The following is a 24,707-nucleotide window of genomic DNA, read 5'->3' on the forward strand; positions in this document are numbered from 1 at the left end:
TGAAGTGGCATAAAACGGCCTTTCAATTCCCAAGTGTACGGCCAGTTCCTAAACTTTGGGAACTGAAAATTTAGAGAAAATACATAATAATATCATATAGATAATATCTATATATATGTGTTTTTTTCTATCAGTTCCCAAATTCCCAAATTCCCGAAAAACCAGTTTTCACCCCCCAAAATACTAGCCCTTTCCACACTGTGTGGGAAATGGGGAAACTTCGGAAACAGCGAACAAGAGAGGGAGAGCGTAGTGAGAAATTCGATCGTCCTATCGATGGATCAAAAGGCGGCCATCGCCAAGGCAAAGGCATGGTTCGTCAAGGGCCGAGAAACACAACAGGTATTCAGGCTATTCGGATATGCGGGCACCGGAAAGTCCACCGTCCAGCAGGCTCTCCTTCAAGAGCTCAATGTCGACCCATCAGAGGTGCTGTTTTTGGCGCCAACTGGTAAAGCGGCGTCAGTGCTGATCAGCAAGGGTCACGACGCGAAAACGATCCACAAGGCCCTCTACACTCAGACCGGCGAGGATGATTCTGTCTACGAAGCCCTTGAGCGTGAGGCACTCAGCATTCGCGCGAAGCTAAGGGCGATTTCGCTTGAAAACCGTTCCGCGTATTTGCGGCGGCTCGCCGCAGTTGAGGCTCAGATGAACGATTCATCATCTCGACCGAAACCTCAGTTTTCTTTCAGGGGGACAACAGCGATCGGCTCTGGTGTGAAGATCATCATCATCGACGAGTGCAGCATGATAAGAAACGACACTTACAGTGATCTGCTGTCGCTCGAGTTGCCTATCATGTTGGTTGGCGACCCTGGTCAGCTTCCGGCAGTCGAAGGCAGCAACCCGCCACCTTCTCTTGTCACAGATACCCATGAAGCGGACGTGATGCTGGAGAATGTCGTCCGTCAGCACGGCAACTCGTCGATACTTGAGTTAGCAACAATAGTTAGGCGGGGCGAGATTCCGGAGTTCGGTGAATCCAAGAGAGATGGCGAGCACGTTGTTTACAAGGACGCAAGAGGGTGTCGTGGAAACATCGAGAAGATATTCGAGAAGGCCGGTGTAGAATATCCCGAGTGTTTCGATCAGATCATATGCGGCAGGAACGTCACCCGCTTTGCTATTAACGATTACATGAAGCGCAGGCACGGCATCCGGCATATATTCCCCGTCGGAGAAAGGGTTGAGAAGCTGATTGTCTATCGGAATATTTTCATCGACGAGCATTTCATCGCAAATGGCGCCGAAATTCGCGTGGAAGAAGATAGGACGCGCGAAGGGGAGATTAAGCCATACAGCCGAGACGATCGCTCCATAGATCACCCTGTAACGATCACGTCATTGGACGGCAAGCCAGTTCGCATCGGTGGCGCTTCACTTTGGAAGCTCCCCTTCGAGGGGCGTGCCGAGTTCGAGGACCGCGAACGCGTTGAGAAGAACGCGGCAGCGCCTCTAGTATACGCGCAATGGTCATGGGCGATCACCGCGCACAAGTCGCAGGGGTCTGAGTGGGGCAGGGTCTGCGTGTTCGATGAGAGCGACGTTTTTCGCGACCACCGATCGCGGTGGCTCTATAGCGCGGTCACGAGATCCAGCCGAGACTTGCTGATGATCAAGGTCTGAGGTGACGCAATATGCAGTGCGCGCCTTTGTGATTCTGGCGAAAAACCACTATATATAGTACTGATCCTTGATAGGTGTACGCAGCCATGATCCGCATCGGAGTTCAAAACGTATGAGCCGCCGAATTCGAACTTTTGAGGAATCGGCGCGCCGCGAGACCGCAGCCGCAAAGCTGGCCACCTACACGCAGATGGCCGACAGCACGGCGCCCAGAGATCCGCGAGGGCGGGGCGATCATTTCCGCAAGCATCTGGCCGATGCACATCGAACGATAGAAATCCTTCAGTTGCGCATCAAAGATCTGGAGCAGGAGCGGGATAAGATTAAGCAGGCTCGCGAATACGATCTTTCCTTATGTGTCACCAGGACCGTCGCAGAAGAGGCTCGGCAAGATGCTTTCCGACTCGCCCGACGAAAGGCCGCAATCCTAGCCGAATGGCCGCACGGCGTGCCGACCATGCTGTCTGAGGAGATCGACTGCATTCCCGACCCGAAACCGAAGTGGACAAGATGATGTCAGCACCCGAAAAGCACCGCGACCTTTCGAGACTTTCTGAGCTCCTCGCGACCAAGACCGCCACGGTGTCCGCTGTCCGAGGACAAGGGACGGCGCTTAAACTCGTCGCCCCTGCCAATGACAACAAGCCGGTGCGTTTCAGACTGGCTTGGCCGGCATTCGAGCGCTTAGCACATCGCGGAGATTATGCACGGCTGTTTGCTCTCCGCCATTGGAAGAATATGATCTTCCCGGGATCCGAAATTAATGTGACCGACGAGGGGGATTATGATCCGGAGGTCACGATCGAGATGCGGCCATCTGAAGGAGAGCTGCTTACTGCCGTCGGGTGGAAGATCGTCGATCGTGAGCGCTGGTATTGGACCAGAGAGAACGTCAACATCTACCAGCCCACGCCGTCGGTCGAAACCCACCATAAGAACAGAAACGGCGGCACGGATACCTCGATCGGCGCGCTGCTCTTCCGTGACGGCAAGCTCATTCAATGGGGCGAGACGCGAAAGGGCTCGGCTCTTCGACCCGTCGAGCGCTCTCGTGGTGCCAAGGGTGGGGCAGACCCATCACGGTCTGAAAGTGCGATCCTTTCTTATCTCGAACTGCAGGGCGCTGTCTCACCGTTGACCGCGCGCCCATACGTAAAGCCTATGTCAGCCGAACCTGCCATCCGCGACTATTATGATCCATTGCCGCGCGAGGCCCCAAGCGTAAAAGACAAGTGCGGGAGGTTCGGTGTGGAGGAAGCACGCCAGTTGCTGCGCGAATTCGGCGTAGACGGTAGCGTGGCGTTCGATAGCTTGCCGTCGCCCGCCACTCGTTGCCCGGATGGTCTCGTTGCTGGAGACCAGTGGATCGGCGGCGTGAAGAAGCCTAAGCCGCTGGGTGAAATCTCGTCATCGGCCGGCCGCGAGCCTGAGTTTGTCCGCCGTGTCGAGACCACGTCGTATGTAGATTATCTGCGACGCCGCCTTCGAGAGCACGCGTCGGTGCTCGATCTCGCGATCACGGACGCATCCGCAAAGTCGATCGGCATAGCAATGGGCCAGGCGCCAGCGTACGCCGAGAAGAGGGGACCGGCTCTTATCGATGCCGCTATTGACGCCCTAATTGCACTCGACGAGACGGCGCGCGGGGAGTTTCTGCCCACCAACGAAAAAATAGCAGCCTGATGTCCGGTCGGCGATACTGCCGGGTCGTATAGTTATGAATGGATGAATTCCCCAGCGGCCGCCATGTGCGGCCGTTTTAATTTGAGGCGCTGAATTCGAGCGGACGATCAAACTCGCGATCGATGCCGGGACTGCCTCAATACCCCATTACCTGGCGCGCCTCCTCTCGCGACAGGTAATCCTGCGGCAGGTTGAGGCTTCATCGTCTCCCTGCCGCTTTTGCTTTATCAAGCCGCTATGCGACGTGCGGCCTTATCAGATGCCTTTCGGTCGGAGCCGTATTGGTCGATGATTTTCTTCGCGTCCTCGATATCGATCCGATGCTTCTTAGCCAGTGTCTTGGCGTCATACGGCTGTACGGACGCAGCAGCGTCTACTTCTTCAGTCATGGTGGTCTCCTTGGATTGTGCGGCAGTCATGGGCGCCTCTGGGGCGCGCGCCGGGCCGTCGGTTCGCATATAGGTAGCCGCGACCCACCGTGCAACAGCGGGCGTAGGAGCCCTATTTCAGGCGCGCTGCGGCCTTGTCCGCTGCATCCCTATCGGGGCCGTGACGTTTGACGATGCGCTCCGCGTCATCTTTGCTGATCCCGTGCTTCTTCGCGAAGTAACTCACTTCGTATGGTTCGCCTGCTGCGACCTTATTGCGGTCTGCTGCGCCACGCTTCGATTTGTCGTCGGCCATCTGTAATCTCCTCTATTGCATGGGCCACAACGCATGGCGGAATCCACGGTTCCAGATCGGCGCTCAGAAGAAGCCGCGATCTATCGTCGGCTCTACCAATCATCTCGATGGCGTCGCGCCCGTCACCACCAGCTAGCCGCCCAACCGCTTTGCGAGTGGTGTCTCGAATCGGAGACGATCACCGAGGCGACAGAGGTGCACCATGCCACGCCTCATAGAGGCGACCTTGACCTGTTCTGGTCCGGTCCATTCATCAGCACGTGCAAGCCATGCCACGCTTCCCGAGGGCAGCTCGAGGACAATGGCAAGACCGTGGTGCGGTATGGGCCGGACGGCTGGCCCCTCTGACGGGCAGGGGTGGTCCATTGTTATGGAACATCGCCGCCGCCTTACCGGTGTCCCCCATTCATACGTATTTTTTCAATTCAGATGTTGAGGGTCGATAGTGGCTAGGCCGAGAACGCCAAAGGCGAAGGCTGAGATAACTGGTCACGCCGACAAACAGAAAACGAAATTCAAGGGCCGCAACGAGCCGATCGTCGACGAGACGCTTGGCGATGCGCCTCACTGGATCAAAGACACCGATACGAACAAGGCTCACGAAGCGTGGGAAACGCTACGCTTGGAGATTCCTTGGTTGAATAGCAGTCACCGGATTTTGGTGGCGACGGCAAGCAACATCTTAGGACGCATGATCGCCGGGCAAGAATGCGGCGTGCAAGCCATGAACTTGCTGAGGCAGTGCCTCGGCCAGATGGGTGCGACGCCGGCTGATGCTTCGAAGGCGGGAGCGAAACCGGATGGCGAAAAGACGGATCCGGCAGACGAGTTCTTCGACTAGCGCCGCTGGCGTTGAGTTGCCGGCACATTTCAACCCAACCTATCCGACTGGTCCTGTAGACGAATACGCTGAGGCCGTGATTAACGGCACCATCATTGCTGGCCCGCATGTGCGGAATGCCTGCCGCAGGCACAAAGCAGACCGCCTAACCGGGCCGAGCCGCGGCATCCACTGGGATCCGGAGGCAGCCAGCCGCGTCCTGCGGTTCTTTCCTGCGGTACTACGCCTGAACGGCGGCCAATTCGAAGGTCGCCCTTTCCACCCGCATATCTCGCAGCAGTTCAAGATCGGCTCCATCTTCGGTTGGAAGCGCGTCGAATCCGATGGCGCAATCCTGCGACGCTTTCGGCGCGCTTATATCGAGGAGGGCAAAGGCAACGGCAAGTCGCCATTGGCGGCGGGCATTGGCCATTATTGCCTGACCGCCGACGGCGAGGCCGCCGCCGAGATTTATGCCGCCGCGGCAAACAAAGACCAGGCTTTCGTCCTCTTCCGCGACGCTGTCGCGATGTACGAGCAGTCGCCTTCGCTGAAAACGAAACTGACGCCGTCGGGCGGCAATCCGGTCTGGAACCTGTCTTACCTCAAGAAGCGGTCCTTCTTTCGGCCGATTTCGCGGGAGGGCGCTCACTCCGGCCCGCGTCCTTATGTGGCGCTCTGCGACGAAATCCACGAGCACCCCGACGGCAAGGTCGTCGAAATGCTCGAGCGCGGCTTCAAGTTTCGCCGGCAGCCGCTTCTGTTCATGATTACGAACAGCGGCACGGATCGAAACAGCATTTGCTGGGATGAACACCAGCATGCCGTGAAGGTTGCCGCAGGCACACAGACGCCAGACGACGATTTCACCTATGTGGGTGAGGTGGTCGACGACACGACGTTTAGTTATGTGTGCGCGCTCGACAAGGACGATGATCCGTTCACGGATCCGACTTGCTGGCAGAAGGCTAACCCGCTTTTCGGCGTAACGCTAAAGCACGATTATCTGGCTGGTGTCGTCAACCAGGCGAAGGACATTCCTTCGAAGCGCAACGGCATTCTGCGCCTGCATTTCTGCGTTTGGACTGAAGCCGACACGGCGTGGATTCCACGCCCATTGCTTGAAAAGGTGATGTTCGACTTCGATCCTTACGAAGAGCACAAGGGCAAGAAGATCAACTCGGCCGGCCTGGACTTGTCCGGCGCGAAGGATTTGACTGCCGCGGCGTTCACTGTCGAGACCGGCACCAAGCGCGTCACGCGTGAGGACGGTACAGAGGCTGATCTTCCGACCTACGACTTGTGGATCGAGGCTTGGACGCCTCGTGACACGATGGATGAGCGCTCGAAGGTCGACCATGTGCCTTATCGGCTGTGGATGGATCAGGGCTACATCAACGCTCCAGAAGGCGCTCGCATTCGGTACGACCATGTTGCTGCACTATTCGCGCGTCTCAATACCGAGCATGGCATCGGCGTTCTGGCTTTCGACCGTTATGCGTTTGACAAGTTCGAAACCGAGCTCGACGACTACGGCGTCGACATCAAGACGGTAGCCCACCCCCAGGGCGGCAAGAAGCGGGCAAAGCCAGACGAAGAGAAGGTGAAGGCGGCAAAGGATGCCGGCCTTGAGCCTCCGCTTGGTTTGTGGATGCCTGGTTCCGTGTCGGCACTTGAGACGTTGATCCTTGAAGAGCGCATTCGCTTGAAGCGGTCACCGGTTCTTCTCGGCGCGCTGATGGGCGTTGCGATCGAGACCGATCCGCTCATGGGCAACCAGTGGTTTTCGAAGAAGAAGAGCACTGTGCGCATCGACCCGGCCGTTGCTGCTGCAATGGCGGTTGGTGCTGCGGTTGATGGTGCGCCGCCTACGCAAGGCCAGTCCTTCTGGGAAACACTAGATCCGAATGTCGACTATGCGGCGCTACCGCAAGCAGCCTGATCAGCCCATCGGGCATCAATAATACAAGGAATGCCTGATGGGTATGTGGGATTGGTTGCCCGGTCGCAAGTCGACCGAGCAGAAAGCTGTGTCTTTCGATCCGGTGTGGCTCGATTTCTTCGGTTCGCGCACTTCCAAGGCCGGCGTTCCAGTATCTTGGGAGCGGGCGATGGATGTCTCGACCGTCTTCGCCTGCCTTCGCGTGATCGCCAATGGCGTCGCACAGGTGCCGTTGCGGGTCATGAAGGAACTACCTGATGGCGGCGGAGAGCCGGCGACGGAACACCCTCTTTATACCGTCCTGAATCGCCGTCCTAACAAGTGGATGACGTCTTTCGAGCTTCGCGAGACGTTGATTTTCCACGCAGCACTGACCGGCAACGCTTTCTTCTATAAGAACATCGTACGCAAGCAGGTCAAGGAACTCATTCCGATCGATCCTGGCAGCGTGACCATCACGCGGCACAATGATTATTCGCTGACCTACCGCGTCACCGGCCTTGATGGCAGCTCGATTGAGCTCCCGCAGTCGATGATTTGGCATGTCCGCGGCCCTTCGTGGGACACATGGCGCGGTTTGGACGCTGTCCAGCAGGCGCGCGAGGCCATCGGCCTGACGATCGCCACCGAGAATACCCAGGCCGAGATGCACGCCAACGGCCTGCAGGCTTCCGGCACGTATTCGACCGAACAGAAAATCGCGCCGGAAGAATATATCAAAATCCAGAAGTGGATTGCCGCCCAGATTGGTGGCGCGAACAAACACAAGCCGTTTGTGATCGACGCTGGGTTCAAATGGACCCAGCAGACCATGACCGGCGTCGACGCGCAGCATCTCGAGACCCGCAAGTTTCAGACGGAACAGGTTTGCCAGGCTCTCGGCGTCTTTCCGCAAATGATCGGCCATGCTGGCCAGGCAATGACATTCGCGAGCGCCGAGCAGGTGTTTCTGGCGCACGTCGTGCACACGCTTGGTCCCTGGTGGGAGCGTATCCAGCAGTCAATCGACGTGAATTTGCTTGATGGCCCTGAAGACGATGGCTTTTACTCGAAATTTAACGCCAACGGACTGCTCAAGGGCGCCCATAAAGACCGCGCTGAGTTCTATTCCAAGGCTTTGGGCACGGGCGGCTCGCCTGCCTACATGACGCCGAACGAGATTCGCGCGCTGGAAGACCTCAATCCGATCGCTGGTGGCGATGAATTGCCGAAACCGACCAATGTTGGCGGCGCTCCTGCGCCTGACAAGCCGTCACCCGGCGCACAGGATTCACAAAATGACGACAGATAAGGCTCTCGGCGCCGTCGAGCACCGTAGTTTTGACCTTGGCGAGGTAAAAGTCGCCGAATTGGCCGTTTCCGACGGTGAAATGACCTTTTCCGGCTACGGCGCCGTATTTGGCAACGCCGACTCCCAGGATGACGTGATCATCAAGGGAGCCTTCACGGCGACCATTTTGGAGGCAAAAAAGACCGGCGTTTGGCCGGCCATGCTGTCTCAACATGGTGGTTACGGCACCCAATTGACGCCAATTGGCGTTTGGACGGAGATGCGCGAGGACAATGTCGGGCTCTACGTCGAAGGAAAGTTCGCCAACACCGAGCGCGGGCGGGAAGCCTACGAGCTTCTAAAGATGAAGCCTCGCCCGGCAATTTCCGGGCTGTCCATCGGCTACCGCGCCAAAGAATGGACGATGCGGAGCACGCCGATCGAGCCTCGCAGGACGCTGAAGGCGGTTGACCTCGTCGAGGTGTCGCTGGTCACGTTCCCGTCGAATGGCAAGGCGCGCGTGACGAACGTAAAATCAGAATTCAATCCGCGAGAAATCGAAGACGCCCTGCGTGAAGCCGGGTTGTCGCGGGCGGACAGCGTAAAAGCTGTCTCGGTCTTCAAGAATGCGCTTCGCGACGAAGCGGAACAGGACACGACTCCTCGTGATGAGGATGAGACGGCCAAGAAGAGCGAAGCCGAGCTTTCCAGGCTGGCTGCGCGCATCAAAGCGCTGATCGCCGGCTAACCAGCCGCGGCACGCTCACCAACCACCACCACATCACCAAATTAGGAGACCCGAATGTCGGATAAAACCGCTGTTGAACAGGTCATGTCTGCCTTCGAAGAATTCAAGGCTGCCAATGACAACCGCCTCAAGGAAATCGAGAAGAAGGGCACCGCTGACGTCGTCCTCTCGGACAAGGTTGAGCGCATAAACACCGCTCTCGACAAGTTCGAGAAGGATAATCAGAAAGCCACTGCCGAGCTCCTGGAGACCAAGAAGGCTCTGGACGACGAGAAGAAGCACGTCGACGAGCTCGAAGAAAAGCTTAACAGGCTTTCGCTGACAGCGGCGAATGACAATTTCCGCCGCGGCGAGGTTAAGTCGAAGGCGAACATCTGGGCGCGCGCTGTGTTCGATGCGTCGGTGCTCGGTCAGGCTAGCATCCGAGCCGAACAGCAGAAGGCGCTCGCCGACGTTGTCGCAGAATACAAAGCGCTCGGTATCGCAAACGATACGACCGGCGGCTACCTTGCGCCTGCCGAGTACATCCGGGAAATCATCAAGGGCGTCACCGATGTATCTCCGGCACGCGCGCTTGCCCGCGTTCGCCAGACTGCATCAAAGGCGATCTTGATCCCGAAGCGCACCGGCCAGTTCGCCGCGCAGTGGGTCGCTGACCAGGGCACCAAGTCTGAGACCGACGGTCTGCGCTACGGCATGTGGGAAATTCCGACCCACGAGATGTACGCGCTCATCGATATCTCGAACCAGAACCTCGAAGACTCCGCTTTCAACATGGAATCGGAAATCTCCTTCGAAGCCACCGAGCAGTTCGCTGTTGCAGAAGGCGCCGCCTTCGTATCCGGCACGGGTGTCGGCCGGCCGGAAGGATTCCTTAGTGCATCGGGCGTTACCGGCAATAACTCCGGTTCCGCCTCCACGATCGCCGACGCTGACGGCCAGGCTAACGGTCTGCTGACGCTGAAGTATGGGCTGAAGACCGCATACGCACGCAATGCGACCTGGGCTCTGAACCGCACCACCCTCGGCTCCGTCCGCAAGCTCAAGACGGCGGAAAAGCAGTATCTGTGGATGCCTGGCATTTCTGGCCAGCCGAACACCATCGACGGCGACCCCTACGTCGAGGTGCCGGACATGCCGTCGGAAGGCGCAGGTCTCGTGCCGATCGCTTACGGCGACTTTGCCCGCGGCTACACGCTGGTTGACCGTATCCAGATGGAGATGCTTCGGGATCCCTACACGCAGGCCACCAGCGGAAATATCCGCTTCATCTTCCGCCGTCGTCTCGGCGGTCAGGTGACGCTTGCGGAAGCCATCCGCAAGCTGACTTGCTCGGTCTAACCACAGGCGGGCGGCCTTAGTGCCGCCCATTCTTTCTAGAAAAAGGAGATAGCCTGATGGCTTCGAAAGACACTTACGACAATATCAAGCTGGTTTCGACGGTCGTTCCCGCCGTCAACGCAGCAGCTACCGTCACCGGCACGACTGTGGACACGGTAGGCTTCGAATCTGCCACGCTTCTTGTCAATGTCGGCGCAGTCGCCGGGGCTGGCAACGTTACGCTTAAGCTGCAGCACAGCGACACCACGACTGACGGCGACTTCGTTGATGTTCCGGCAGCTCAGTTGCTTGGCGTCATCCCCGCCGTTCTCGTCGCCGCCACCGTCTACAAGCAGGGCTACATTGGCGCAAAGCGTTACCTGCGCGCCAAGGGCACACTGAACAGCGGCACGTCTGTGGCTTATGACGCATCGTTCGTGCTCGGTCACGCACGCAGCAAGCCCGTCGCCTGATGCATAGAGTTGTGAAGCCATTCCCATGTTCGTGGGATGGCTTCACGCTCGTTGACCTGAATGTGGGGGACGAGCGTGACTTCGGTTCAATGGCCGATGGCCTTGTCGCCGAAGGCTTTATCGAGGCGGTCGACGCCGTTGCCGTAGCTACGGATGCGGTCCCACCTGTCGCCAAGCCCGCGAAAAGGACGAGATAGCCATGAGTTTGCGCCTTGTTTCGGTAATCGCGCCCATTGTGAGCTCTGCCGAAGCCAAGGCGCATCTTCGGGTTTTTCACTCAGATGACGACGCCTACATCGATGGTCTGATTGCCACCGCTAGCGATCACTTGCTCGGCGAAAACAGTTGGATTGGTCGCGCGTCGGCCGCTTCTGAATGGGAATTGACGCTTTGCCAGTTCCCGGCTGACCGCCTTGATATCCCAAAGCCGCCTTTGGCGTCCGTCGACGGCGTGTTCTACACGCCTGCGGATGGTGGCGCTGAAGTTGAGTTGACGGAGTTTCGCACGCTCGACGTCGGCGTGAAGAACGGCGGCTATATCCTTCCAGCCAAAAATACGAGTTGGCCATCGACCGACGGCGAGCCGGGTTCGGTTCGCATCGAGTTAACGGCCGGCTACGCGGAAACGCCCGCATCTATCAAGCACGCAGCGCTCCTCATGATCGGCCATTGGTACGAAAACAGAGAAGCTGCCACCGAGGCAAAGTTGAGCGACATGCCGATGGCAGTTGATGCGCTCCTTCTGCCCTACAGAAACTGGCCCTCGTAGGGCAGAAGGAAAACCAATGACAGACATCGTAATTACGGCCAGCGCGGTCCTGGCTGCCAGTAACGCTGAGCGCGATCAGGGCATCGCCGGGGAGGCAATTACCGCCGGCAAGGCCATTTATCTAGCAGCGGCAACCAATCGTTGGATGCTCGCCGACAGCAACTCGGCCGCGGCCGAAGCGCGGCAGGCCAAAGCAATCGCGCTTAACGGTGCGTCGGCCGGCCAGCCGGTGGCGTTCCAGAAGTCTGGCGATATCACAATCGGCGGCACGCTTGTTGCTGGGCAGGCGGTGTACCTCAGCGATACCCCCGGCGGGCTGTGTCCCCTCGCAGACGTCGGCTCCGGCGAATACGTCGTTCTTATAGGCATCGCAAAGTCGACGTCGGTTCTGCAGTTGAGCTTCCAATATCCCGGCGTCGCGCTCTAATGCCATGGATCCGCTTTCTGGCGGACTATGACTGGCGGGCCACGCCCGCCGTCACCTTCGCCTACAAGGCCGATACGGTTGCCAATGTGACCACCCCATGCGCAACGGCGGCAAAAGCTGCCGGCAAGGCTGAGACGTTCCATCGTCCAAAGGACAGCAAATGACCGACACGCGAGGCGCAGGAAAGTTGCGTGAAAAGCTGCTTTTTCAACGTCGCGCGATCGTGGACGACGGATTTGGCAATGAGTCTGGCGACTGGGAAACGGAGTTTACTGCAGCGGCCGAACTAATCCCGCTCAAGGGCGGTGAGCCGGTTATGGCGGCGCGCTTATCAGGCGTGCAGCCGTTCATCATCAAAATCCGCGGATGCAATGCCGCCAGATCGGTGACGCCCGCATGGCGGGCCGTTGACGCGCGCAACCCTGCTAGGCTTTTCAACATCACGGCTGCGGTCGATCCAGACAACAAGAACGCATGGATTGATATCATGGCTACGCAGGGAGTCGCGACCTGATGGCAATTACCGCTGATTTGAAGGGCCGCGAAGCCCTTATGCGACGGCTGAATCAATTGGCGCCGAATGTCGAGAAATATGCAGCGCAGGCCAAGTTGGAGGTCGCCGACGAGGCTGCCGAACTGATGCGGGAACGCGCGCCGACCGGCGCAACGCTAGAATATCGCGAGAGCTTCAGCGGTGAACTCCTGGCCAACAATCCCAACAAGCAGCAAGTCGGACTTTCGCAGACGAAGGATCCGTCTGCCGCGGGCGTGTTCGCTCAATACATTTGGCGCTTCTTGGAATTCGGGACCTCGCCACATAGCACCGCTAAAGGCGGCGGAACGGTTCTCGGCAAGAAGAATGCAGCGGCAAGCGGCAAGGGAATGCATCCCGGCACGGCTGCGCAACCTCACATCTTCCCGACCTGGCGCGCTTACAAAAAGAAGGCTTCCGCCAGGATACGGACGGCGGTGAATAAGGCCGTTCGCGAGGCCATGGGTAAAGGATAGCCGATGGCCAGCGCAGAACTTGAACTACAGGGCGCGCTCGTCGGGCGCCTGAAGGCGGATGCGCCATTGACAGTGCTCGTGCAGGGCAGGGTGTACGACCAGCCGCCGGCTCCTGTCGTCTATCCGTACGTCACGATCGGCGAGGCGCAGACACTACGCGACGACGCAACATGTGTCAGCGGCGCGCAAGTTTACCTGACCCTGCATGCGTGGTCGACGCAGGTCGGGTTTCCAGAAGTTCGCAAGGTTGCCGACGCCGTTGTTGAAAGCTTGCACATGGCGCCGATCACGCTGCCGACCAATCGTTTGATCTCAATCATGCACCGGCAGACGCGGACTTTCCGCGATGCTGACGGGCTGACCAGCCACGCGGTTATCGAATTCGTGGCCAACACCGAAAAGCCGTAGCTTTCGCGCCGGCCACCACCAATCACACCAAATTTGGAGACTTGCACATGGCAGATGGCCAGCAGCTTGGCCGCCTCCTGCTGATTCAGATCGGCGACGGCGGAAGCCCCACGGAAACTTTCACCAATCTTTGCGGCCTCAAGACCCGCAGCTTCAACATGTCCGCATCCGAGATCGACACCACGATCCCGAGCTGCGCCAATCCCGGCGGCCCGGTCCAGAAGACCAGCCGGCCAGGCATTTCGAACCGCACGTTCAGCGGTTCCGGCAACTTCGTGTCCAGCGCGGCATCCGACATCTTCATGAACCACGTCCGCGCGGCTGAGGCGTTCAACGCCAAGGTCATCGTACCCGGCGACGGCACCTATACCGGCTCGTGGATGGTTACCGACTTCTCGTTCAGCGGCGACGTCGAGCCAAACATGGAATTCAGCGCGACCTTCGTTGCTGCTGACGTCCTGTCGTTCACGGCCGAAGCTTAATCATGACAAAAGAGGAGAAAACCATGGCTAAGCCTATCTTCAAGCACGCAGTCAATGAGGCGCGCGGAGAAGCGCGCCTCATCATCGACGGCGTAGAGCTCGTTCTTGCTGCCGAAATGGGGCGCCTGTCGGCCGTTTCCAGCCGGCTGCAGTGCAAGTCACTGAACGACCTGTTTATGCGCCTGTCTGGCGTTGAGGCGGCGGCCACACTGGCTGGCATTGAGCTTCTGACGGTTAAGGGCAATGCGCTCGAGGCCATCACCAAGATTAAGTTGAAGCACTTCCCGGCGTGCGCCGCTGCATTCTCGACGATCCTGGCTCACCACTTCGACGGTGACGAGGGAAACGTGGAGGCCGTCGGAGAGACGGCGTAGACCACAAGCCCCATGAAGAAATGCCTTTCCGCCAATGGATGCGGACAGGGCTTGGCGGATTGGGGTGGAGGCCAGCAGACTTCTGGTCTGCGACGCTGACCGAATTCTTTGAGGCCATCAATGGTCACAACGAGGCGCAGGGCGGCGAGCAAGACGCGGCGGCACCAAGTGAAGACGAGGTGGCGGCTTTGGTCGCGAAGTATGGCTAGAGCGGCGCGAGTTTGACAGCCGTGCCGCTGGCGGCCACGAACAGAATGCCACCACTGCCGGACGTAGAGAGCTCGTTATAGTCCAAATCGACTGCAATCACAGCATCGGCGCCAACCGCGGCCGCTTCTCGACGCAGTTCTTCCAAGCATGCAAGTCGTGCTTCCCTCAGAGACTTCTGAGAGGAGTTTGACCGACCGCCGACAAAGTCTCGCCAGTTATTGGCGATGTCGCGGAAGATGTTCATTCCGAGAGCAGCCTCTGCGGCGATGATAGATATCACGCTTTCTACCTTGCGGTTCGGAACGTCGATCGAAGTTGTCAAGACGATAGCCGCGAGTTGTTTCGCTCTCGCCTCTTGCTCCGCGAGATCCCTGCAGTCCATGCAGAGGGTATTTGCAGACCCAGACCCCAAATAAAAGCTTTTCCCACAGCTGCTGCAATTTGGCACGAAAACCCCTCCCAAGGCCCGCAACCATGCGGGCTTTTTCAATTCTAGGATGCGCGCAGCATGGCTGACAATACCGATGATCTGATTATCAGTATCTCGACTGATCAGGCCACACTCCGCCGCAGCATCAAGCGCATTGAGCAGGATCTCGGCACGCTTGCCGGAAGTGTTCAGAAACAGTTCTCGGCTGTCGGCAAATCGATCGACAACTCCGTCTCCTCGACGCTTCAAAACCGCATCAACGGCATGGTTGGTATCGGCAAGGCGGCATCCAAGGAATGGACCGGCGCGCTTGCGGATCAGGGCAAGGAGCTTGATCGGCTTCGTGCTCGCTATTCTCCGCTATTTGCGACAATCAACCAATACAAGACCGCTGTTGCCGACATTAAGCAGGCACATGCGCTCGGTGCAATTTCCGCCAACGAGATGGCGACTGCGATCAGCAGAGAGCGGCAGGCTGCACTCGCGTCGACGGCTGCCATCAAGGGTCGCAATGCAGCCTTGGCGGCGACGCCATCGCAACGCAACGGCGGTGGATTTCAGACTGCAAACATTGCGGCACAGTTTCAGGACATCGCAGTAACATCTGCGATGGGCATGAACCCGCTGCAGATCGCCCTACAGCAGGGCACGCAGCTTTCATCCGTGCTCGCCACGATGGGCAACGGCAAGCAGGTAATCGGCGGCCTGGCTGCGGCGTTCACCAGTCTGGTGAGCCCGGTTTCCCTGGTGACGATCGGCCTGATAGCCGGCGGCGCCGCGGCCATCCAATATTTTTCGTCCGTCGCAAGCGGCGGTGACCAAAGCGCCGAGAAGCTCAAGGAGCAGGCGCAGCTTGTTCAGGATCTTGCGGCGCGATGGGGCGATGTAATCCCGGCCCTTCGCGAGTATGCCAATGAACTTGCCCGTGCGAAGGATGCTGCCGACATTAGGCAGGGCGTCAGCCTCGTCAATGAGAAAACGCTCGAGTCGGTTCGCAAGGGTATAGATGACACACGCGCCACATACGCTGCGTTTGTCGCAGACTTGCGTGTCGGTGGTGAAGAACCGGAAGTTATCAAGCAGTTCGAGGATGCCTACCAGCAGTTTGCCAAGGCAGCAAACGAGGGCAAACTGGAAGCCGCTGACGTTCAGCGTGTTCAGGATGCCCTTGCTGCGGCGATAAATAGTTCCGGCATACCCGCCGTCTCAGAGTTCAAAAAAGCATTCGACGAACTATCCGCAAGCGCTGAGACGGCCGCTAAAAAGGTCGGAGAATCCAACGAAGCGTTGCGCGCGATCCCAGAGTCAACGTGGCGCAGTTTTGACCCGCAAACCGGGAAGCCGGGAACCAACGCCCAGCCATGGGACCAAAACATCCAAAACCCTGGCTTTATGACGCCGGAGATTGGACCGACACCACAGAGCCGACCAAACATCGAGCTCGAAGGCTTGCCGGGCGCCGACAAGGCGATGAAGAGCGCTGAAAGCGCCGCCCAAAAAGCCGCCAACGCCTACCGTGACCTGCAGAAGGCTGCAGATGATCGCATTGGCCAGGTTAAGCAGGAAATAGACCTGCTTGGCAAATACGGCATCGAGGCGGATGCTGCACGCTTTTCGTTGGATCTGTTCCAGCAGGCGGAAGACAAGGGGCGGTCGCTCTCGGCTACGCAACGCGCCGAGATCCAGAAGAAGGTCGATCTTTACAAGCAGTATTCTGAGACGCTCTCAAAGGCGAAGCTCTCGCAGGATCTGCTGAACGACATGCGATACAATTCGCTGTCGAAAGAAGACCAGAAGATCACGACGACGCTCCGTCAATACGGGTTGCCGGAAGATCTCAATAGCGATCAGGCCAGCCAGATCAGGCAATCGGTCAAAGCCGAAGATCTGCGTGGCGACCTCAAGGATTTTGCGTCCGACTTCAAGAGTGCTCTGCTCAATAATGGCGGTGACATCGGCAAGGCCTTTGGCGACGCCATCCAGAATGCTGCGCTGAACCAGATTTCGAAAATTGCCGATCGGTTCATTGACCAGATTATCAACGGGATCATAGGGAGCGTCACGGGCCAGCCCGGCGGCGCAACGAACGGCATCAGCGCGGCGATAACTGGCGCCATAGGTGGCGGTTCGTCCACCGGTAATGCAGTGGCAGCAAGCAAAGCTGTGGTTTCCAGCGCCGGATCTGCGGTTGACAAGGCTTTTACGTTATTCGGCGCCAACGAAAACACGAATACGTCTTCGATCAACTCCTTCCTGAAGCAGGGCGGCGTTGATCTTAATGCGGCACAAACGAAGTGGTGCGCGGCGTTCGTCAACTCTTCGCTCGAGCAGGTCGGCATCAAAGGAAGCGGTTCGCAGGTTGCAAACAGCTTCCTTGATTGGGGTACGAAGGTAGATCCAAGCCAGATCCTCAAGGGTGACGTGCTGGTGCAGAACCGTGGGCTCGGCGCCAATCAGGCCGGTGGGCACGTCGGCTTCGCCACGGGCGCGACCCGGTATTCCGGCGGCCAGCAGCAGCTTGAGATGCTTTCCGGCAACCTCAGCGATGGCGTTGGCAAGGAGTGGGTCAGCGCCATGGAAGTCCAGGCGCGGCGCGCAACCGAATCCGCCGCTTCTCTAGGTGGGCTCACCAGTTCTTCGCGCACAGCGATCGATGGCCTCGGCCAGCTTGGCAATGGTCTGAACAAGTTTGGCAGCAACCTTAGCTCGGGCGGGGGCGGATGGGGGCAACTTGCCGGCGGCGCTGGCGGCTTCGATTGGGCATCGCTTTTTAGCCCGTCATTCAAGCCGAACACGACATTTGGGGCGTTCCTAGGGCTGGCCGACGGCGGCCACGTAGCCGGCGCAGGTGGTCCGACTGACGACGCTATCCCAGCAATGCTTTCCAACGGCGAGTACGTCATCAACGCTTCGGCGACGCGAAAGCATCGCCGACTACTTGACGCCATCAACTCAGGCTCTGTCGCCAAGTTGGCGAAGGGTGGACTGGCCGGGCCGTCGCTAGCTCCATCGGGTCGCGCGTACGGCAACGACAACGTTGAGATCAAAATTATCAACAACAACGGGTCGAAGGTCTCGCAGACAAAGCGAAAGACCAGTTCTGGCCAGACCATTGAAATGGTCATCGACGACATGGTCGCCGACAAAATGTCGACGCCAGGATCTCGCTCGAGATCGGCGGTGCAGTCGCAGTTTGGTCTTCAAGGTGGATTGGCAAGACGATGACAGCTTTTTGGCCATACGACCTGCCGAAGCGTTTCACGGTTCCCTCCTATCAGGAGACGCGGCCGGACAACGCCATGTACTCTGATGTGTCGGTCGGTCCTGCAAAGGCTCGCCGGCGCACCACATCAAACGTCTGGGATCAGAGCGGCACGATGGTCATGACTTATGGCCAATACCGTTCGTTCCTGGCCTTCCTCTCCGAAACGCTCAGCGATGGCGCGGCAGCCTTTTGGTTTCCAGACAGGCTTGGCGGTCCCGATTTGCTCGTGCGCGTCAAAGAGCCGCCGAAGGCCTCCCTTGATGGGAACCTTTGGCAGGTCTCGATAACTCTTGAGGTGCTTCCGTGAGCCGTAACGTCTCGACGACATTCATCGCCGCGGCAAATGCGCAGGAGACAGATGAGGTTGTCATTTGTCTCCTAACGGTGACACACGAAGACCTCGAAGCGCCGATCTACCTCTCCAGCAACGCCACGACCCGCCTTTCCGAAGACCCGCTCGTCTACGGGACTGAGAGCCGCGGCGAACAATATTTCTATCTGCCGTTCGAATTCACGCTTCCTGATGATCAAAGCGACAACCCGCCTCGCGTACAGCTGAAGATGGACAACATCGAGCGCTCGCTCGTTGCCGTCCTGCGCAGCTTTGCAACCCCGGCCAGTGTCCTGATGGAGATCGTGCTGGCATCGGACCTCGATATGGTCGAGATCACCATGCCGGCGCTACAGATGTCCGACGTCTCAATTGACGATCACACTGTTTCGGCAACGCTGGTTGCGGATGCTTTGATCAATGAGCCGCACCCGGCCGGCCAGTTTACCCCAGGCTCATTCCCTGGACTGTTCTGATGGAGCGGTTCATCGGGATACCATACGTCCCGCACGGCCGAGGCTACGACGGGGCGGACTGCTGGGGCGTTCTCTACCTCTATTACCGTGACATTCTTGGCATCCTTGTGCCCACCTATGTGGCGGAGATGGAGGTGAGGCGGTTCGACCGTCGCGACATCGGGCCGCTGATGAGGGCGGAGCGCGACCGTGATTGGGTTCAAGTCGAAACTCCTGCCATTGGCGATTGCGTCCTGATGCGCGCCGGGCGGCACGACAGCCACGTCGGGGTGTTTCTCGGCGCCGGGCGCATGCTGCACTCCGAAGGGCCTCACCCCTCTCAAATTGAACGGATGGCCGACGTGCGATGGCGCGACCGGATCACCGGGTTCTACAGGACAATCCATGTTGATAGCCCGAAACGTGACGCCCGAGATCATCGGGCCGAACGAGATGGTCGACGTCTACCTGCGCCGCTCTCCTCTTCGTGAGCAGCGCGAGCATTTCGAAGTCCCAGCCTGCCTGTCGATCGAGGAAATCATCGCTTTCTGCGATCTGAAGCCTGTTCGCCTGCACGTCACGATCGGCGGCCACGTCATCGAGCAGAAGAACTGGCCGCGCGTGCGGGTGAAGCCGGGCGTTTCTGTCACCATCGTCAAGGTGCCGGGGAAGGGCGCCTTGAAAGCCATCGCCGGCTTGGTCGTGGCTCTTGTCGCAGCCGTCGCTGCTCCTTGGTTGGCCGGCGCGCTGTTTGGACTAACCGCCGGGACGACGGCATTTTCTGTCGCGACAGGCCTTATCGGCGCTGGCATCTCGCTTGCTGGCTCCATGGCCCTCAATGCGCTGTTTCCTGTGGCCAAGCCCGCGTCGCTGCCCAACACGACAACGCTTTACTCGATCGGCGGCGCGCAGAACCAGGCGGCGCAATACGGCGCCATTCCGGAAATCTTCGGAACTCACCGAATTTCGCCGCCATATGCGGCAGCCGCGTACACCGAACTCGTCGGAGACGACCAGTATCTACGCATGCTCTTCGTGGTCGGCTACGGGCCGATCTCCGTTTCGGATTTGAAGATCGGCGAGACCGAGATCTCGAAATTCGAGGACGTCAAATACGAAGTCATTCAGGATCACACCGTCACGCCAGTGACGCTCTACACGAAGCCAGTTTTTCAAGAAGACGTCTCTGTTGAGCTGGACGCTGTCACCGGGTGGGTACAGCGGACAACGGCAGACAATGTCGACGAAATATCGGTCGATGTGAGCGCCCCGAACGGGGTTTATCGGCTGAAGGCGAAAGATGGTTCTCGTGTCAACTACACCGTCACGATCGATGCCCAGTATAAACTCGCGAGTAGCAGCACGTGGCTGTCGCTCGGCACATTCGACCTAACATCGAATTCTCCGCAAGCAATTCGCCGGACCCTTTCAAAGTCTGTGCCGCGGGGGAAATACGATGTCAGGCTGAGCAAGTCTTCGCCGGACTATGATGGCAAGGACACGGTTGCCGAGACGGTCTACTGGACCGCAGTCCGCGGCCGGCGCAACGAGCCTGTCATCAGCTTCTCCAAGCCGCTGACAGTGATTGCAATGCGGATCAGGGCGACGGGCCAGCTTAACGGCGCCGTCAACACCCTGAACTGCATTGCCAGCCCCAAGATCAGGGCGTGGAACGGTACGACGTGGTCATCTGGGCAGACTACCAGAAACCCGGCGGATCACTTCCGGCAAGTCCTGCAGGGCAACGGTAACGCGCGCCCAGTTGATGGAGCCTCGATCGATCTCGAAAGCCTGCAGGATTGGCACGCCTACTGCGAAGCGAAAGGCTTCACCTTCGACCTCGTCGCGACGGAGCAGAAGTCGGTCTATGACCGGCTCACGGAGATCACGGCCGCTGGCCGCGCCGCCGTTTCGTTCCGTGATGGGAGATGGGGTGTTGTCTGGGACGTCGCCGACTCGCCGATCGTTCAGCACTTCTCGCCGCGGAACTCTGCCAACTTCTCGTCTGTTAGAGCCTATGTGGACATGCCACACGGCTTCCGCGTGTCGTTCATTAATCGTGAAAATGGCTATCTGAACGATGAGCGCGTCGTCTATGACGACGGTTACACGGAAGCCAACGCCACAAAGTTTGAGGGGCTGGACTTTCCAGGCGTCACCGACAAGGATCTGGTCTGGAAGCACGGACGCTACCACATCGCCCAACTTCGGCTGCAGCGCGAGACCTACTCGCTCGACACCGACTTTGAAAACCTCGTCTGCACACGCGGCGATCGCGTGCGCGTCAATCATGACGTCGTGCTGTGGGGGACAGGGGCGGCTCGAGTTAGATCGGTATCGGCGGCGCCTGAAGGCGTTGTGCTGGACGATCTGCTCCGCATGGAGGCCGGAAAGACCTATTCCATGAGGTTCCGCCGGCCGGACGGCTCGTCGCTCTTGCGAACGGTCACCGGCATCGACGGCGAGTTCCGCTCCTTTGTGTTTTCGGACACTGGCGACCTGCCGTCGGCCGGCGACTTGGCGCTGTTCGGTGAAAACGGCTTTGAAAGCGTCGTTCTTCGCGTCAAAAGCATCCTCGCTCGCCAGGATCTTTCAGCCAGGCTAGAACTGGTCGACGACGCTCCTGCGATCATGTTGGCCGACACTGGCGACATTCCGCCGTTTCAGACAGGCATTGCGCCTGTTCCGGATTATCGGGCGTCTGCTCCGTCAGGATTCTCTTATGTAGAATCGATCTGGACCACGTCGCCGGCGACATCGGCTGTTGATATGGCGTGGCAAGCGCCGGATGTTGGGGCTGCCGCGTCCTATATCGTGCAATATAAGGCGAACGGCGATGCGCAGTGGATCACGGCTTCAAGCGTCAGTGCTCCATCAATCCGCTTTGTAGATCTGGCGACTGGCGTTTATGACGTTCGCATCCGTGCGGTCTTCGCCAACGGCGAGGTTTCCGGACCGCTTGTCGGGTCGTGCATCTGCAGCATCTTCGCGTCAAACCCGGCCGATGTAACGGATTTCCGCATCTCCATTAGTGGCGATATCGCCATGATGCAGTGGGCGCTGCAGCCTGATCAGGCTCTTTCCCATTGTGAGATCAGGTTTTCGCCAGCTATCACCGGAGCCACTTGGCAGACAGCCTCACAGCTCCGGACGAATGTGGTCGGGTCGCAGGCGCAAGTCCCGGCCATGGTTGGCACCTACCTCATCAAAGCTGTCAACTACGCTGGCCTGCTGTCTGAGAACGCAGCGCTTATCGTCAGTACCGTCAATCCTCTCACGGCCTTCAATGCCGTCGAGGCTTTGCAGGAAGATCCGGCGTTTGCAGGAAGCAAGACCAATGTCGTGGCCGCAAGTGGGGCTCTTCGCCTCGATACGGCAACCGACATATTTGAGCTCGTCGACTGGTTTTCGGTGGACGACTTCTTCCTGTCGATCGGGGGCTTCGCCAGCGAGGGAACCTACGAGTTCGCCGACATCGTTGACCTCGGGGCGGTCTACACGTCTCGCGTTTCTGCGAGCGTCAGCGCGTTCGGCGAGGTAGCGAGCCTCGATTTATTCGCGCGCTCCGACTGGTTCGGCGTGTCAGAATTTTTCGGCCTGGCATCCGACTCCTTATGGAACGTGCGGGTCGAGGTCTCCTCAACGGAAGACGATCCTTCTGGATCGCCGGCATGGGCGGATTGGGCCGAGTTGACCACGGCGGACGTTTCGGCACGCGCTTATCGTTTCCGTGCCAAGCTTCAGTCGCTGCAGTTTGATGTCACTCCGGTGGTTGAACTGCTGGGTGTCACCGTCGACATGCCAGACCGCGTGATCGCCGAAAACGACCTGTTGGTGACGACCGCCGGGCGTGTGATCAGCTTCTCGTCGCCTTACTATGTCCTCAGCGGTATTTCGATCGCTGCCCAGGACATGCTGACCGGCGACTATTCCGAGATAACGGCAAAGACCGCTTCGGGCTTCACCATCAGATTTAAGAACTCGTCGGGCACGCCTGTCGCGCGGACCTTCGACTATGTCGCAAAAGGGTATGGATACCTCCAATGAGTCAAGCAACCACCTTCAGCGTTCCAACGACAGGACCGGCGACGCCGAGCCTTATGGCGGCGCGCATGGACGACAGCCTTCGGGCGCTGCTCAGCGGCAACTCCGGCGCTTCGCGGCCAGCCTACGCGGTCGCCGGAACGGTCTGGGTATCGACAGCAACGGCAGGCCAGTTGAAACTCTATCTGTACGATGGAGCAGACGATATTCTGCTGATGACCGTCGATACGGCAACGAACGCTGTCACCCTCAGCGGTCTCGGGGCTGCGATCAATGCCGCAACAGCAAAGTCCCCGCCGGTCGGCGCCGACAAGTTGGGAATATGGGATAGCGCGGCAGGCGATACAAAGAGCTTGACGCTCACTGCGTTGAGCACTTTTCTTGCGCCGCTCCTCGGTCCTGATTTTGTGCAGGGCGGTATCGTACTTCCCAACGGGTCGACGCCACTAACGCACCTGGATATTGCCGCCTTCACGGTGAAGGCGCTGAGCAAGTTCGCATCCACGATCAGCACGCTCACCAAAAACATCAATGGCACTTGGGTGGCCGGTAACGGCGGCGGCCTGGACACGGGCACGAAGGCGGCGAACGCCACCTATTTCGTCTATGCGCTTCGTAAGGCGTCGGACGGAAGTGGCGAGGTTGTGCTTTCCACATCGGCCACGGTCGGCGGTGTCAATCTCTCGCTGCTGACTGGCTATGATGTGCTGGCGCCGATCGGTGTTGCGCTGACCGATGGCAGCTCAAACATCCGAGAGTTCATAATGAACTCTCGAGACGAGTACACATACACCGCGCCCATCAGGGAAGTAACTAACGCTGCAATCTCGACAACGTCGGCGCTTTTGGCGATCACCGTACCAAATGGGGTGAAGGTCAAAGCAAACCTGCGATTTATGTTTTCATCTGGTGCCACAACCAATTCGGCCCTGTTCCATGATCCGGCGCAAGGAACGCTTGTCGCTGGCGGCAATGATGCAGGCGGAAATGTTGGCACGATTCAGGTTGCAAGTGGCTTTGCCGTTGGCTCCGACGAAATCTGGACGAACACAAGCATGCAGATCCGCCGGGTGTCTGGCGCCTCTGGCAGCATTTGGATTTGGACCGACGGCTTCACCTTCCCATGCAAGAGGATTGCTTAATGCCCTATGTGATGCGAAATGTTGACGGCGATATCTGTGGCCTTTTCGAGCAACTTCAGGAAGGTTTTGCAGTAGAATTGCTGGCCAATGACGATCAGGCTGTCGTTGAGTACCTGAACAAGCCGCTGCCGGTCTCCTCCGTCTCGGCGCGACAGTTTCGAGTGATGCTTCGCCGCGCCGGCCTGCTTGATCAGGTCAAGGCATGGGTGGCAATGCAGGACGGCGAAACTCAGGATGCGTTCGAATACAGCGGCACATTCATGAAGGAGAGCCCCATGATGGTGGCCGGCTTCGCTGCAATGGGCGTCACGCCGCAGCAGATCGACGAGTTTTTCGTTGCAGCGTCGCAGTTATGATCTGGCCGATCGTTCGATATCTCGCCTATCTTCCCGCGAACCTTGCGTTCGTTGGCTTTGCTTACGTCCTGTCACCATTCCTGGCCGCATGGTCAATGAAGCACGGCCCGGTTCTTCCCGGCCGCTGGCGGTGGTTCTCGACGCTGAACGCCGATCTGGATGGCTACATCCCGCAGCGTGTCGCAGGCTTCGATCCTGCCGCCAAGGGTTTCAAACTCTGGTGGCAGCGGACCCGCTGGACATGGAGAAACCCATGCAATGGCTGGCAATCCGAAGCGCTAGGCGTCGAGGACATCGCCTCTGCCTTCACCGTCAAGCGTGATCTACCGCTGCCGTTCGGCTTCTATCTTAAGCTCTGGCTTGGCTGGAACCCGGAGAAGCGGGGCGGCAACTACTTCCCTTACATGCTGCAGTGCGGCCTCAAACGCCGCTGATCA

The 24,707-nt window shown here is 58.6% G+C and carries 28 protein-coding genes; 25 read left to right on the forward strand and 3 right to left on the reverse strand.

Annotated features, from left to right (window positions below; translation table 11 throughout):
- Positions 1-252: 252 nt before the first annotated feature.
- The 3 genes from FFM53_RS20200 to FFM53_RS20210 all read left to right on the forward strand — a co-directional run bounded on the left by FFM53_RS20200 (position 253) and on the right by FFM53_RS20210 (position 3,312).
- Positions 253-1,629, forward strand: coding sequence for an ATP-dependent DNA helicase (locus FFM53_RS20200; RefSeq protein WP_138386986.1), 1,377 nt, complete (start codon positions 253-255; stop codon positions 1,627-1,629).
- A 112-nt stretch (positions 1,630-1,741) separates the two neighbouring features.
- Positions 1,742-2,143, forward strand: a complete 402-nt coding sequence (locus FFM53_RS20205) for a hypothetical protein (protein ID WP_138386987.1) — start codon at positions 1,742-1,744, stop codon at positions 2,141-2,143.
- Entirely contained in the window at positions 2,143-3,312 is a 1,170-nt protein-coding gene (locus tag FFM53_RS20210) for a hypothetical protein (RefSeq protein ID WP_138386988.1), read from the forward strand. Before FFM53_RS20205 ends, FFM53_RS20210 begins: the two co-directional genes overlap by 1 nt.
- Before the next feature lie 227 nt (positions 3,313-3,539).
- Here the strand turns inward: FFM53_RS20210 and FFM53_RS20215 are convergent, their stop codons facing one another.
- Both FFM53_RS20215 and FFM53_RS20220 read right to left on the reverse strand, forming a co-directional pair.
- The gene (locus FFM53_RS20215; RefSeq protein WP_165422119.1) at positions 3,540-3,701 is read right to left on the reverse strand and encodes a hypothetical protein; all 162 of its coding nucleotides are present in this window, start codon (positions 3,699-3,701) and stop codon (positions 3,540-3,542) included.
- Between the two features lie 112 nt (positions 3,702-3,813).
- Positions 3,814-3,996 carry a DUF3606 domain-containing protein gene (locus FFM53_RS20220; protein ID WP_128459975.1) on the reverse strand — a complete coding sequence of 61 codons (183 nt, stop codon included), beginning with the start codon at positions 3,994-3,996 and terminating at the stop codon, positions 3,814-3,816.
- A gap of 857 nt (positions 3,997-4,853) precedes the next feature.
- Between FFM53_RS20220 and FFM53_RS20230 the strand changes: the two genes are divergently transcribed.
- From FFM53_RS20230 to FFM53_RS20295, 14 genes are all read left to right on the forward strand, one after another.
- A complete protein-coding gene (locus tag FFM53_RS20230; RefSeq protein WP_246413011.1) occupies positions 4,854-6,758 on the forward strand; it encodes a terminase large subunit in 1,905 nt (634 codons plus the stop codon).
- A 37-nt stretch (positions 6,759-6,795) separates the two neighbouring features.
- Positions 6,796-8,049: a phage portal protein gene (locus FFM53_RS20235; protein ID WP_138386991.1), complete on the forward strand. Its 1,254-nt coding sequence runs from the start codon at positions 6,796-6,798 to the stop codon at positions 8,047-8,049.
- Positions 7,979-8,776 (forward strand): HK97 family phage prohead protease, encoded by a 798-nt coding sequence (locus FFM53_RS20240; RefSeq protein WP_246413013.1) that lies wholly within the window; start codon positions 7,979-7,981, stop codon positions 8,774-8,776. The genes FFM53_RS20235 and FFM53_RS20240 overlap by 71 nt, the downstream gene beginning before the upstream one ends.
- 54 nt (positions 8,777-8,830) lie before the next feature.
- The gene (locus tag FFM53_RS20245) at positions 8,831-10,117 is read left to right on the forward strand and encodes a phage major capsid protein (RefSeq protein WP_138386992.1); all 1,287 of its coding nucleotides are present in this window, start codon (positions 8,831-8,833) and stop codon (positions 10,115-10,117) included.
- Between the two features lie 56 nt (positions 10,118-10,173).
- Positions 10,174-10,569 carry a hypothetical protein gene (locus FFM53_RS20250; protein WP_138386993.1) on the forward strand — a complete coding sequence of 132 codons (396 nt, stop codon included), beginning with the start codon at positions 10,174-10,176 and terminating at the stop codon, positions 10,567-10,569.
- Between the two features lie 199 nt (positions 10,570-10,768).
- Entirely contained in the window at positions 10,769-11,338 is a 570-nt protein-coding gene (locus tag FFM53_RS20255) for a head-tail connector protein (RefSeq protein ID WP_138386994.1), read from the forward strand.
- A 16-nt stretch (positions 11,339-11,354) separates the two neighbouring features.
- Positions 11,355-11,765 carry a hypothetical protein gene (locus FFM53_RS20260; protein WP_138386995.1) on the forward strand — a complete coding sequence of 137 codons (411 nt, stop codon included), beginning with the start codon at positions 11,355-11,357 and terminating at the stop codon, positions 11,763-11,765.
- Positions 11,765-11,929, forward strand: a complete 165-nt coding sequence (locus FFM53_RS20265; protein ID WP_173883611.1) for a hypothetical protein — start codon at positions 11,765-11,767, stop codon at positions 11,927-11,929. Before FFM53_RS20260 ends, FFM53_RS20265 begins: the two co-directional genes overlap by 1 nt.
- A complete protein-coding gene (locus FFM53_RS20270) occupies positions 11,926-12,279 on the forward strand; it encodes a head-tail adaptor protein (RefSeq protein ID WP_138386996.1) in 354 nt (117 codons plus the stop codon). The genes FFM53_RS20265 and FFM53_RS20270 overlap by 4 nt, the downstream gene beginning before the upstream one ends.
- Complete coding sequence (locus tag FFM53_RS20275; RefSeq protein WP_138386997.1) at positions 12,279-12,773, forward strand: HK97 gp10 family phage protein; 495 nt, start codon at positions 12,279-12,281, stop codon at positions 12,771-12,773. Before FFM53_RS20270 ends, FFM53_RS20275 begins: the two co-directional genes overlap by 1 nt.
- 3 nt (positions 12,774-12,776) lie before the next feature.
- Positions 12,777-13,181: a DUF3168 domain-containing protein gene (locus FFM53_RS20280; protein WP_138386998.1), complete on the forward strand. Its 405-nt coding sequence runs from the start codon at positions 12,777-12,779 to the stop codon at positions 13,179-13,181.
- Between the two features lie 47 nt (positions 13,182-13,228).
- Positions 13,229-13,663, forward strand: coding sequence for a phage tail tube protein (locus FFM53_RS20285; RefSeq protein ID WP_138386999.1), 435 nt, complete (start codon positions 13,229-13,231; stop codon positions 13,661-13,663).
- 23 nt (positions 13,664-13,686) lie between these two features.
- Positions 13,687-14,037 (forward strand): hypothetical protein, encoded by a 351-nt coding sequence (locus tag FFM53_RS20290; RefSeq protein ID WP_138387000.1) that lies wholly within the window; start codon positions 13,687-13,689, stop codon positions 14,035-14,037.
- Positions 14,038-14,075: 38 nt separating this feature from the next.
- A complete protein-coding gene (locus tag FFM53_RS20295; protein WP_246413160.1) occupies positions 14,076-14,246 on the forward strand; it encodes a phage tail assembly chaperone in 171 nt (56 codons plus the stop codon).
- On the opposite strand, the gene FFM53_RS20300 is transcribed toward FFM53_RS20295, so the two are convergent.
- A complete protein-coding gene (locus tag FFM53_RS20300) occupies positions 14,243-14,569 on the reverse strand; it encodes a YbjQ family protein (RefSeq protein ID WP_245372535.1) in 327 nt (108 codons plus the stop codon). The two genes, FFM53_RS20295 and FFM53_RS20300, sit on opposite strands and share 4 nt — an antisense overlap.
- 186 nt (positions 14,570-14,755) lie before the next feature.
- Between FFM53_RS20300 and FFM53_RS20305 the strand changes: the two genes are divergently transcribed.
- From FFM53_RS20305 to FFM53_RS20340, 8 genes are read left to right on the forward strand one after another with little or no spacing between them, the layout of a single operon-like run.
- Positions 14,756-17,902 carry a phage tail length tape measure family protein gene (locus tag FFM53_RS20305; protein WP_138387003.1) on the forward strand — a complete coding sequence of 1,049 codons (3,147 nt, stop codon included), beginning with the start codon at positions 14,756-14,758 and terminating at the stop codon, positions 17,900-17,902.
- Positions 17,899-18,249, forward strand: a complete 351-nt coding sequence (locus FFM53_RS20310; RefSeq protein ID WP_138387004.1) for a hypothetical protein — start codon at positions 17,899-17,901, stop codon at positions 18,247-18,249. Before FFM53_RS20305 ends, FFM53_RS20310 begins: the two co-directional genes overlap by 4 nt.
- On the forward strand, positions 18,246-18,749 hold the full coding sequence (locus tag FFM53_RS20315; RefSeq protein ID WP_138387005.1) for a DUF1833 family protein: 504 nt from the start codon (positions 18,246-18,248) through the stop codon (positions 18,747-18,749). The genes FFM53_RS20310 and FFM53_RS20315 overlap by 4 nt, the downstream gene beginning before the upstream one ends.
- Positions 18,749-19,219, forward strand: coding sequence for a C40 family peptidase (locus FFM53_RS20320; RefSeq protein ID WP_138387006.1), 471 nt, complete (start codon positions 18,749-18,751; stop codon positions 19,217-19,219). Before FFM53_RS20315 ends, FFM53_RS20320 begins: the two co-directional genes overlap by 1 nt.
- Complete coding sequence (locus tag FFM53_RS20325; RefSeq protein WP_138387007.1) at positions 19,134-22,775, forward strand: host specificity factor TipJ family phage tail protein; 3,642 nt, start codon at positions 19,134-19,136, stop codon at positions 22,773-22,775. The genes FFM53_RS20320 and FFM53_RS20325 overlap by 86 nt, the downstream gene beginning before the upstream one ends.
- Positions 22,772-23,914, forward strand: a complete 1,143-nt coding sequence (locus tag FFM53_RS20330; RefSeq protein WP_138387008.1) for a hypothetical protein — start codon at positions 22,772-22,774, stop codon at positions 23,912-23,914. The genes FFM53_RS20325 and FFM53_RS20330 overlap by 4 nt, the downstream gene beginning before the upstream one ends.
- Complete coding sequence (locus tag FFM53_RS20335) at positions 23,914-24,270, forward strand: hypothetical protein (RefSeq protein ID WP_138387009.1); 357 nt, start codon at positions 23,914-23,916, stop codon at positions 24,268-24,270. The genes FFM53_RS20330 and FFM53_RS20335 overlap by 1 nt, the downstream gene beginning before the upstream one ends.
- Positions 24,267-24,704 (forward strand): DUF7338 family protein, encoded by a 438-nt coding sequence (locus FFM53_RS20340; RefSeq protein WP_138387010.1) that lies wholly within the window; start codon positions 24,267-24,269, stop codon positions 24,702-24,704. The genes FFM53_RS20335 and FFM53_RS20340 overlap by 4 nt, the downstream gene beginning before the upstream one ends.
- The last annotated feature ends 3 nt before the right edge of the window (positions 24,705-24,707 follow it).

It is taken from the genome of Rhizobium indicum (assembly GCF_005862305.2).
GTDB classification, from domain to species: domain Bacteria; phylum Pseudomonadota; class Alphaproteobacteria; order Rhizobiales; family Rhizobiaceae; genus Rhizobium; species Rhizobium indicum.

Excerpts from the sequence above, each read along its gene's own strand:
- FFM53_RS20205 (WP_138386987.1), top strand. The coding sequence starts at position 1,742 with ATGAGCCGCCGAATTCGAACTTTTGAGGAATCGGCGCGCCGCGAGACC.
- FFM53_RS20210 (WP_138386988.1), top strand. The coding sequence starts at position 2,143 with ATGTCAGCACCCGAAAAGCACCGCGACCTTTCGAGACTTTCTGAGCTC.
- FFM53_RS20215 (WP_165422119.1), bottom strand. The coding sequence starts at position 3,701 with ATGACTGAAGAAGTAGACGCTGCTGCGTCCGTACAGCCGTATGACGCC.
- FFM53_RS20220 (WP_128459975.1), bottom strand. The coding sequence starts at position 3,996 with ATGGCCGACGACAAATCGAAGCGTGGCGCAGCAGACCGCAATAAGGTC.
- FFM53_RS20235 (WP_138386991.1), top strand. The coding sequence starts at position 6,796 with ATGGGTATGTGGGATTGGTTGCCCGGTCGCAAGTCGACCGAGCAGAAA.
- FFM53_RS20240 (WP_246413013.1), top strand. The coding sequence starts at position 7,979 with ATGTTGGCGGCGCTCCTGCGCCTGACAAGCCGTCACCCGGCGCACAGG.
- FFM53_RS20245 (WP_138386992.1), top strand. The coding sequence starts at position 8,831 with ATGTCGGATAAAACCGCTGTTGAACAGGTCATGTCTGCCTTCGAAGAA.
- FFM53_RS20250 (WP_138386993.1), top strand. The coding sequence starts at position 10,174 with ATGGCTTCGAAAGACACTTACGACAATATCAAGCTGGTTTCGACGGTC.
- FFM53_RS20255 (WP_138386994.1), top strand. The coding sequence starts at position 10,769 with ATGAGTTTGCGCCTTGTTTCGGTAATCGCGCCCATTGTGAGCTCTGCC.
- FFM53_RS20260 (WP_138386995.1), top strand. The coding sequence starts at position 11,355 with ATGACAGACATCGTAATTACGGCCAGCGCGGTCCTGGCTGCCAGTAAC.
- FFM53_RS20265 (WP_173883611.1), top strand. The coding sequence starts at position 11,765 with ATGCCATGGATCCGCTTTCTGGCGGACTATGACTGGCGGGCCACGCCC.
- FFM53_RS20270 (WP_138386996.1), top strand. The coding sequence starts at position 11,926 with ATGACCGACACGCGAGGCGCAGGAAAGTTGCGTGAAAAGCTGCTTTTT.
- FFM53_RS20275 (WP_138386997.1), top strand. The coding sequence starts at position 12,279 with ATGGCAATTACCGCTGATTTGAAGGGCCGCGAAGCCCTTATGCGACGG.
- FFM53_RS20280 (WP_138386998.1), top strand. The coding sequence starts at position 12,777 with ATGGCCAGCGCAGAACTTGAACTACAGGGCGCGCTCGTCGGGCGCCTG.
- FFM53_RS20285 (WP_138386999.1), top strand. The coding sequence starts at position 13,229 with ATGGCAGATGGCCAGCAGCTTGGCCGCCTCCTGCTGATTCAGATCGGC.
- FFM53_RS20290 (WP_138387000.1), top strand. The coding sequence starts at position 13,687 with ATGGCTAAGCCTATCTTCAAGCACGCAGTCAATGAGGCGCGCGGAGAA.
- FFM53_RS20295 (WP_246413160.1), top strand. The coding sequence starts at position 14,076 with ATGCGGACAGGGCTTGGCGGATTGGGGTGGAGGCCAGCAGACTTCTGG.
- FFM53_RS20305 (WP_138387003.1), top strand. The coding sequence starts at position 14,756 with ATGGCTGACAATACCGATGATCTGATTATCAGTATCTCGACTGATCAG.
- FFM53_RS20310 (WP_138387004.1), top strand. The coding sequence starts at position 17,899 with ATGACAGCTTTTTGGCCATACGACCTGCCGAAGCGTTTCACGGTTCCC.
- FFM53_RS20320 (WP_138387006.1), top strand. The coding sequence starts at position 18,749 with ATGGAGCGGTTCATCGGGATACCATACGTCCCGCACGGCCGAGGCTAC.
- FFM53_RS20325 (WP_138387007.1), top strand. The coding sequence starts at position 19,134 with ATGTTGATAGCCCGAAACGTGACGCCCGAGATCATCGGGCCGAACGAG.
- FFM53_RS20330 (WP_138387008.1), top strand. The coding sequence starts at position 22,772 with ATGAGTCAAGCAACCACCTTCAGCGTTCCAACGACAGGACCGGCGACG.
- FFM53_RS20335 (WP_138387009.1), top strand. The coding sequence starts at position 23,914 with ATGCCCTATGTGATGCGAAATGTTGACGGCGATATCTGTGGCCTTTTC.
- FFM53_RS20340 (WP_138387010.1), top strand. The coding sequence starts at position 24,267 with ATGATCTGGCCGATCGTTCGATATCTCGCCTATCTTCCCGCGAACCTT.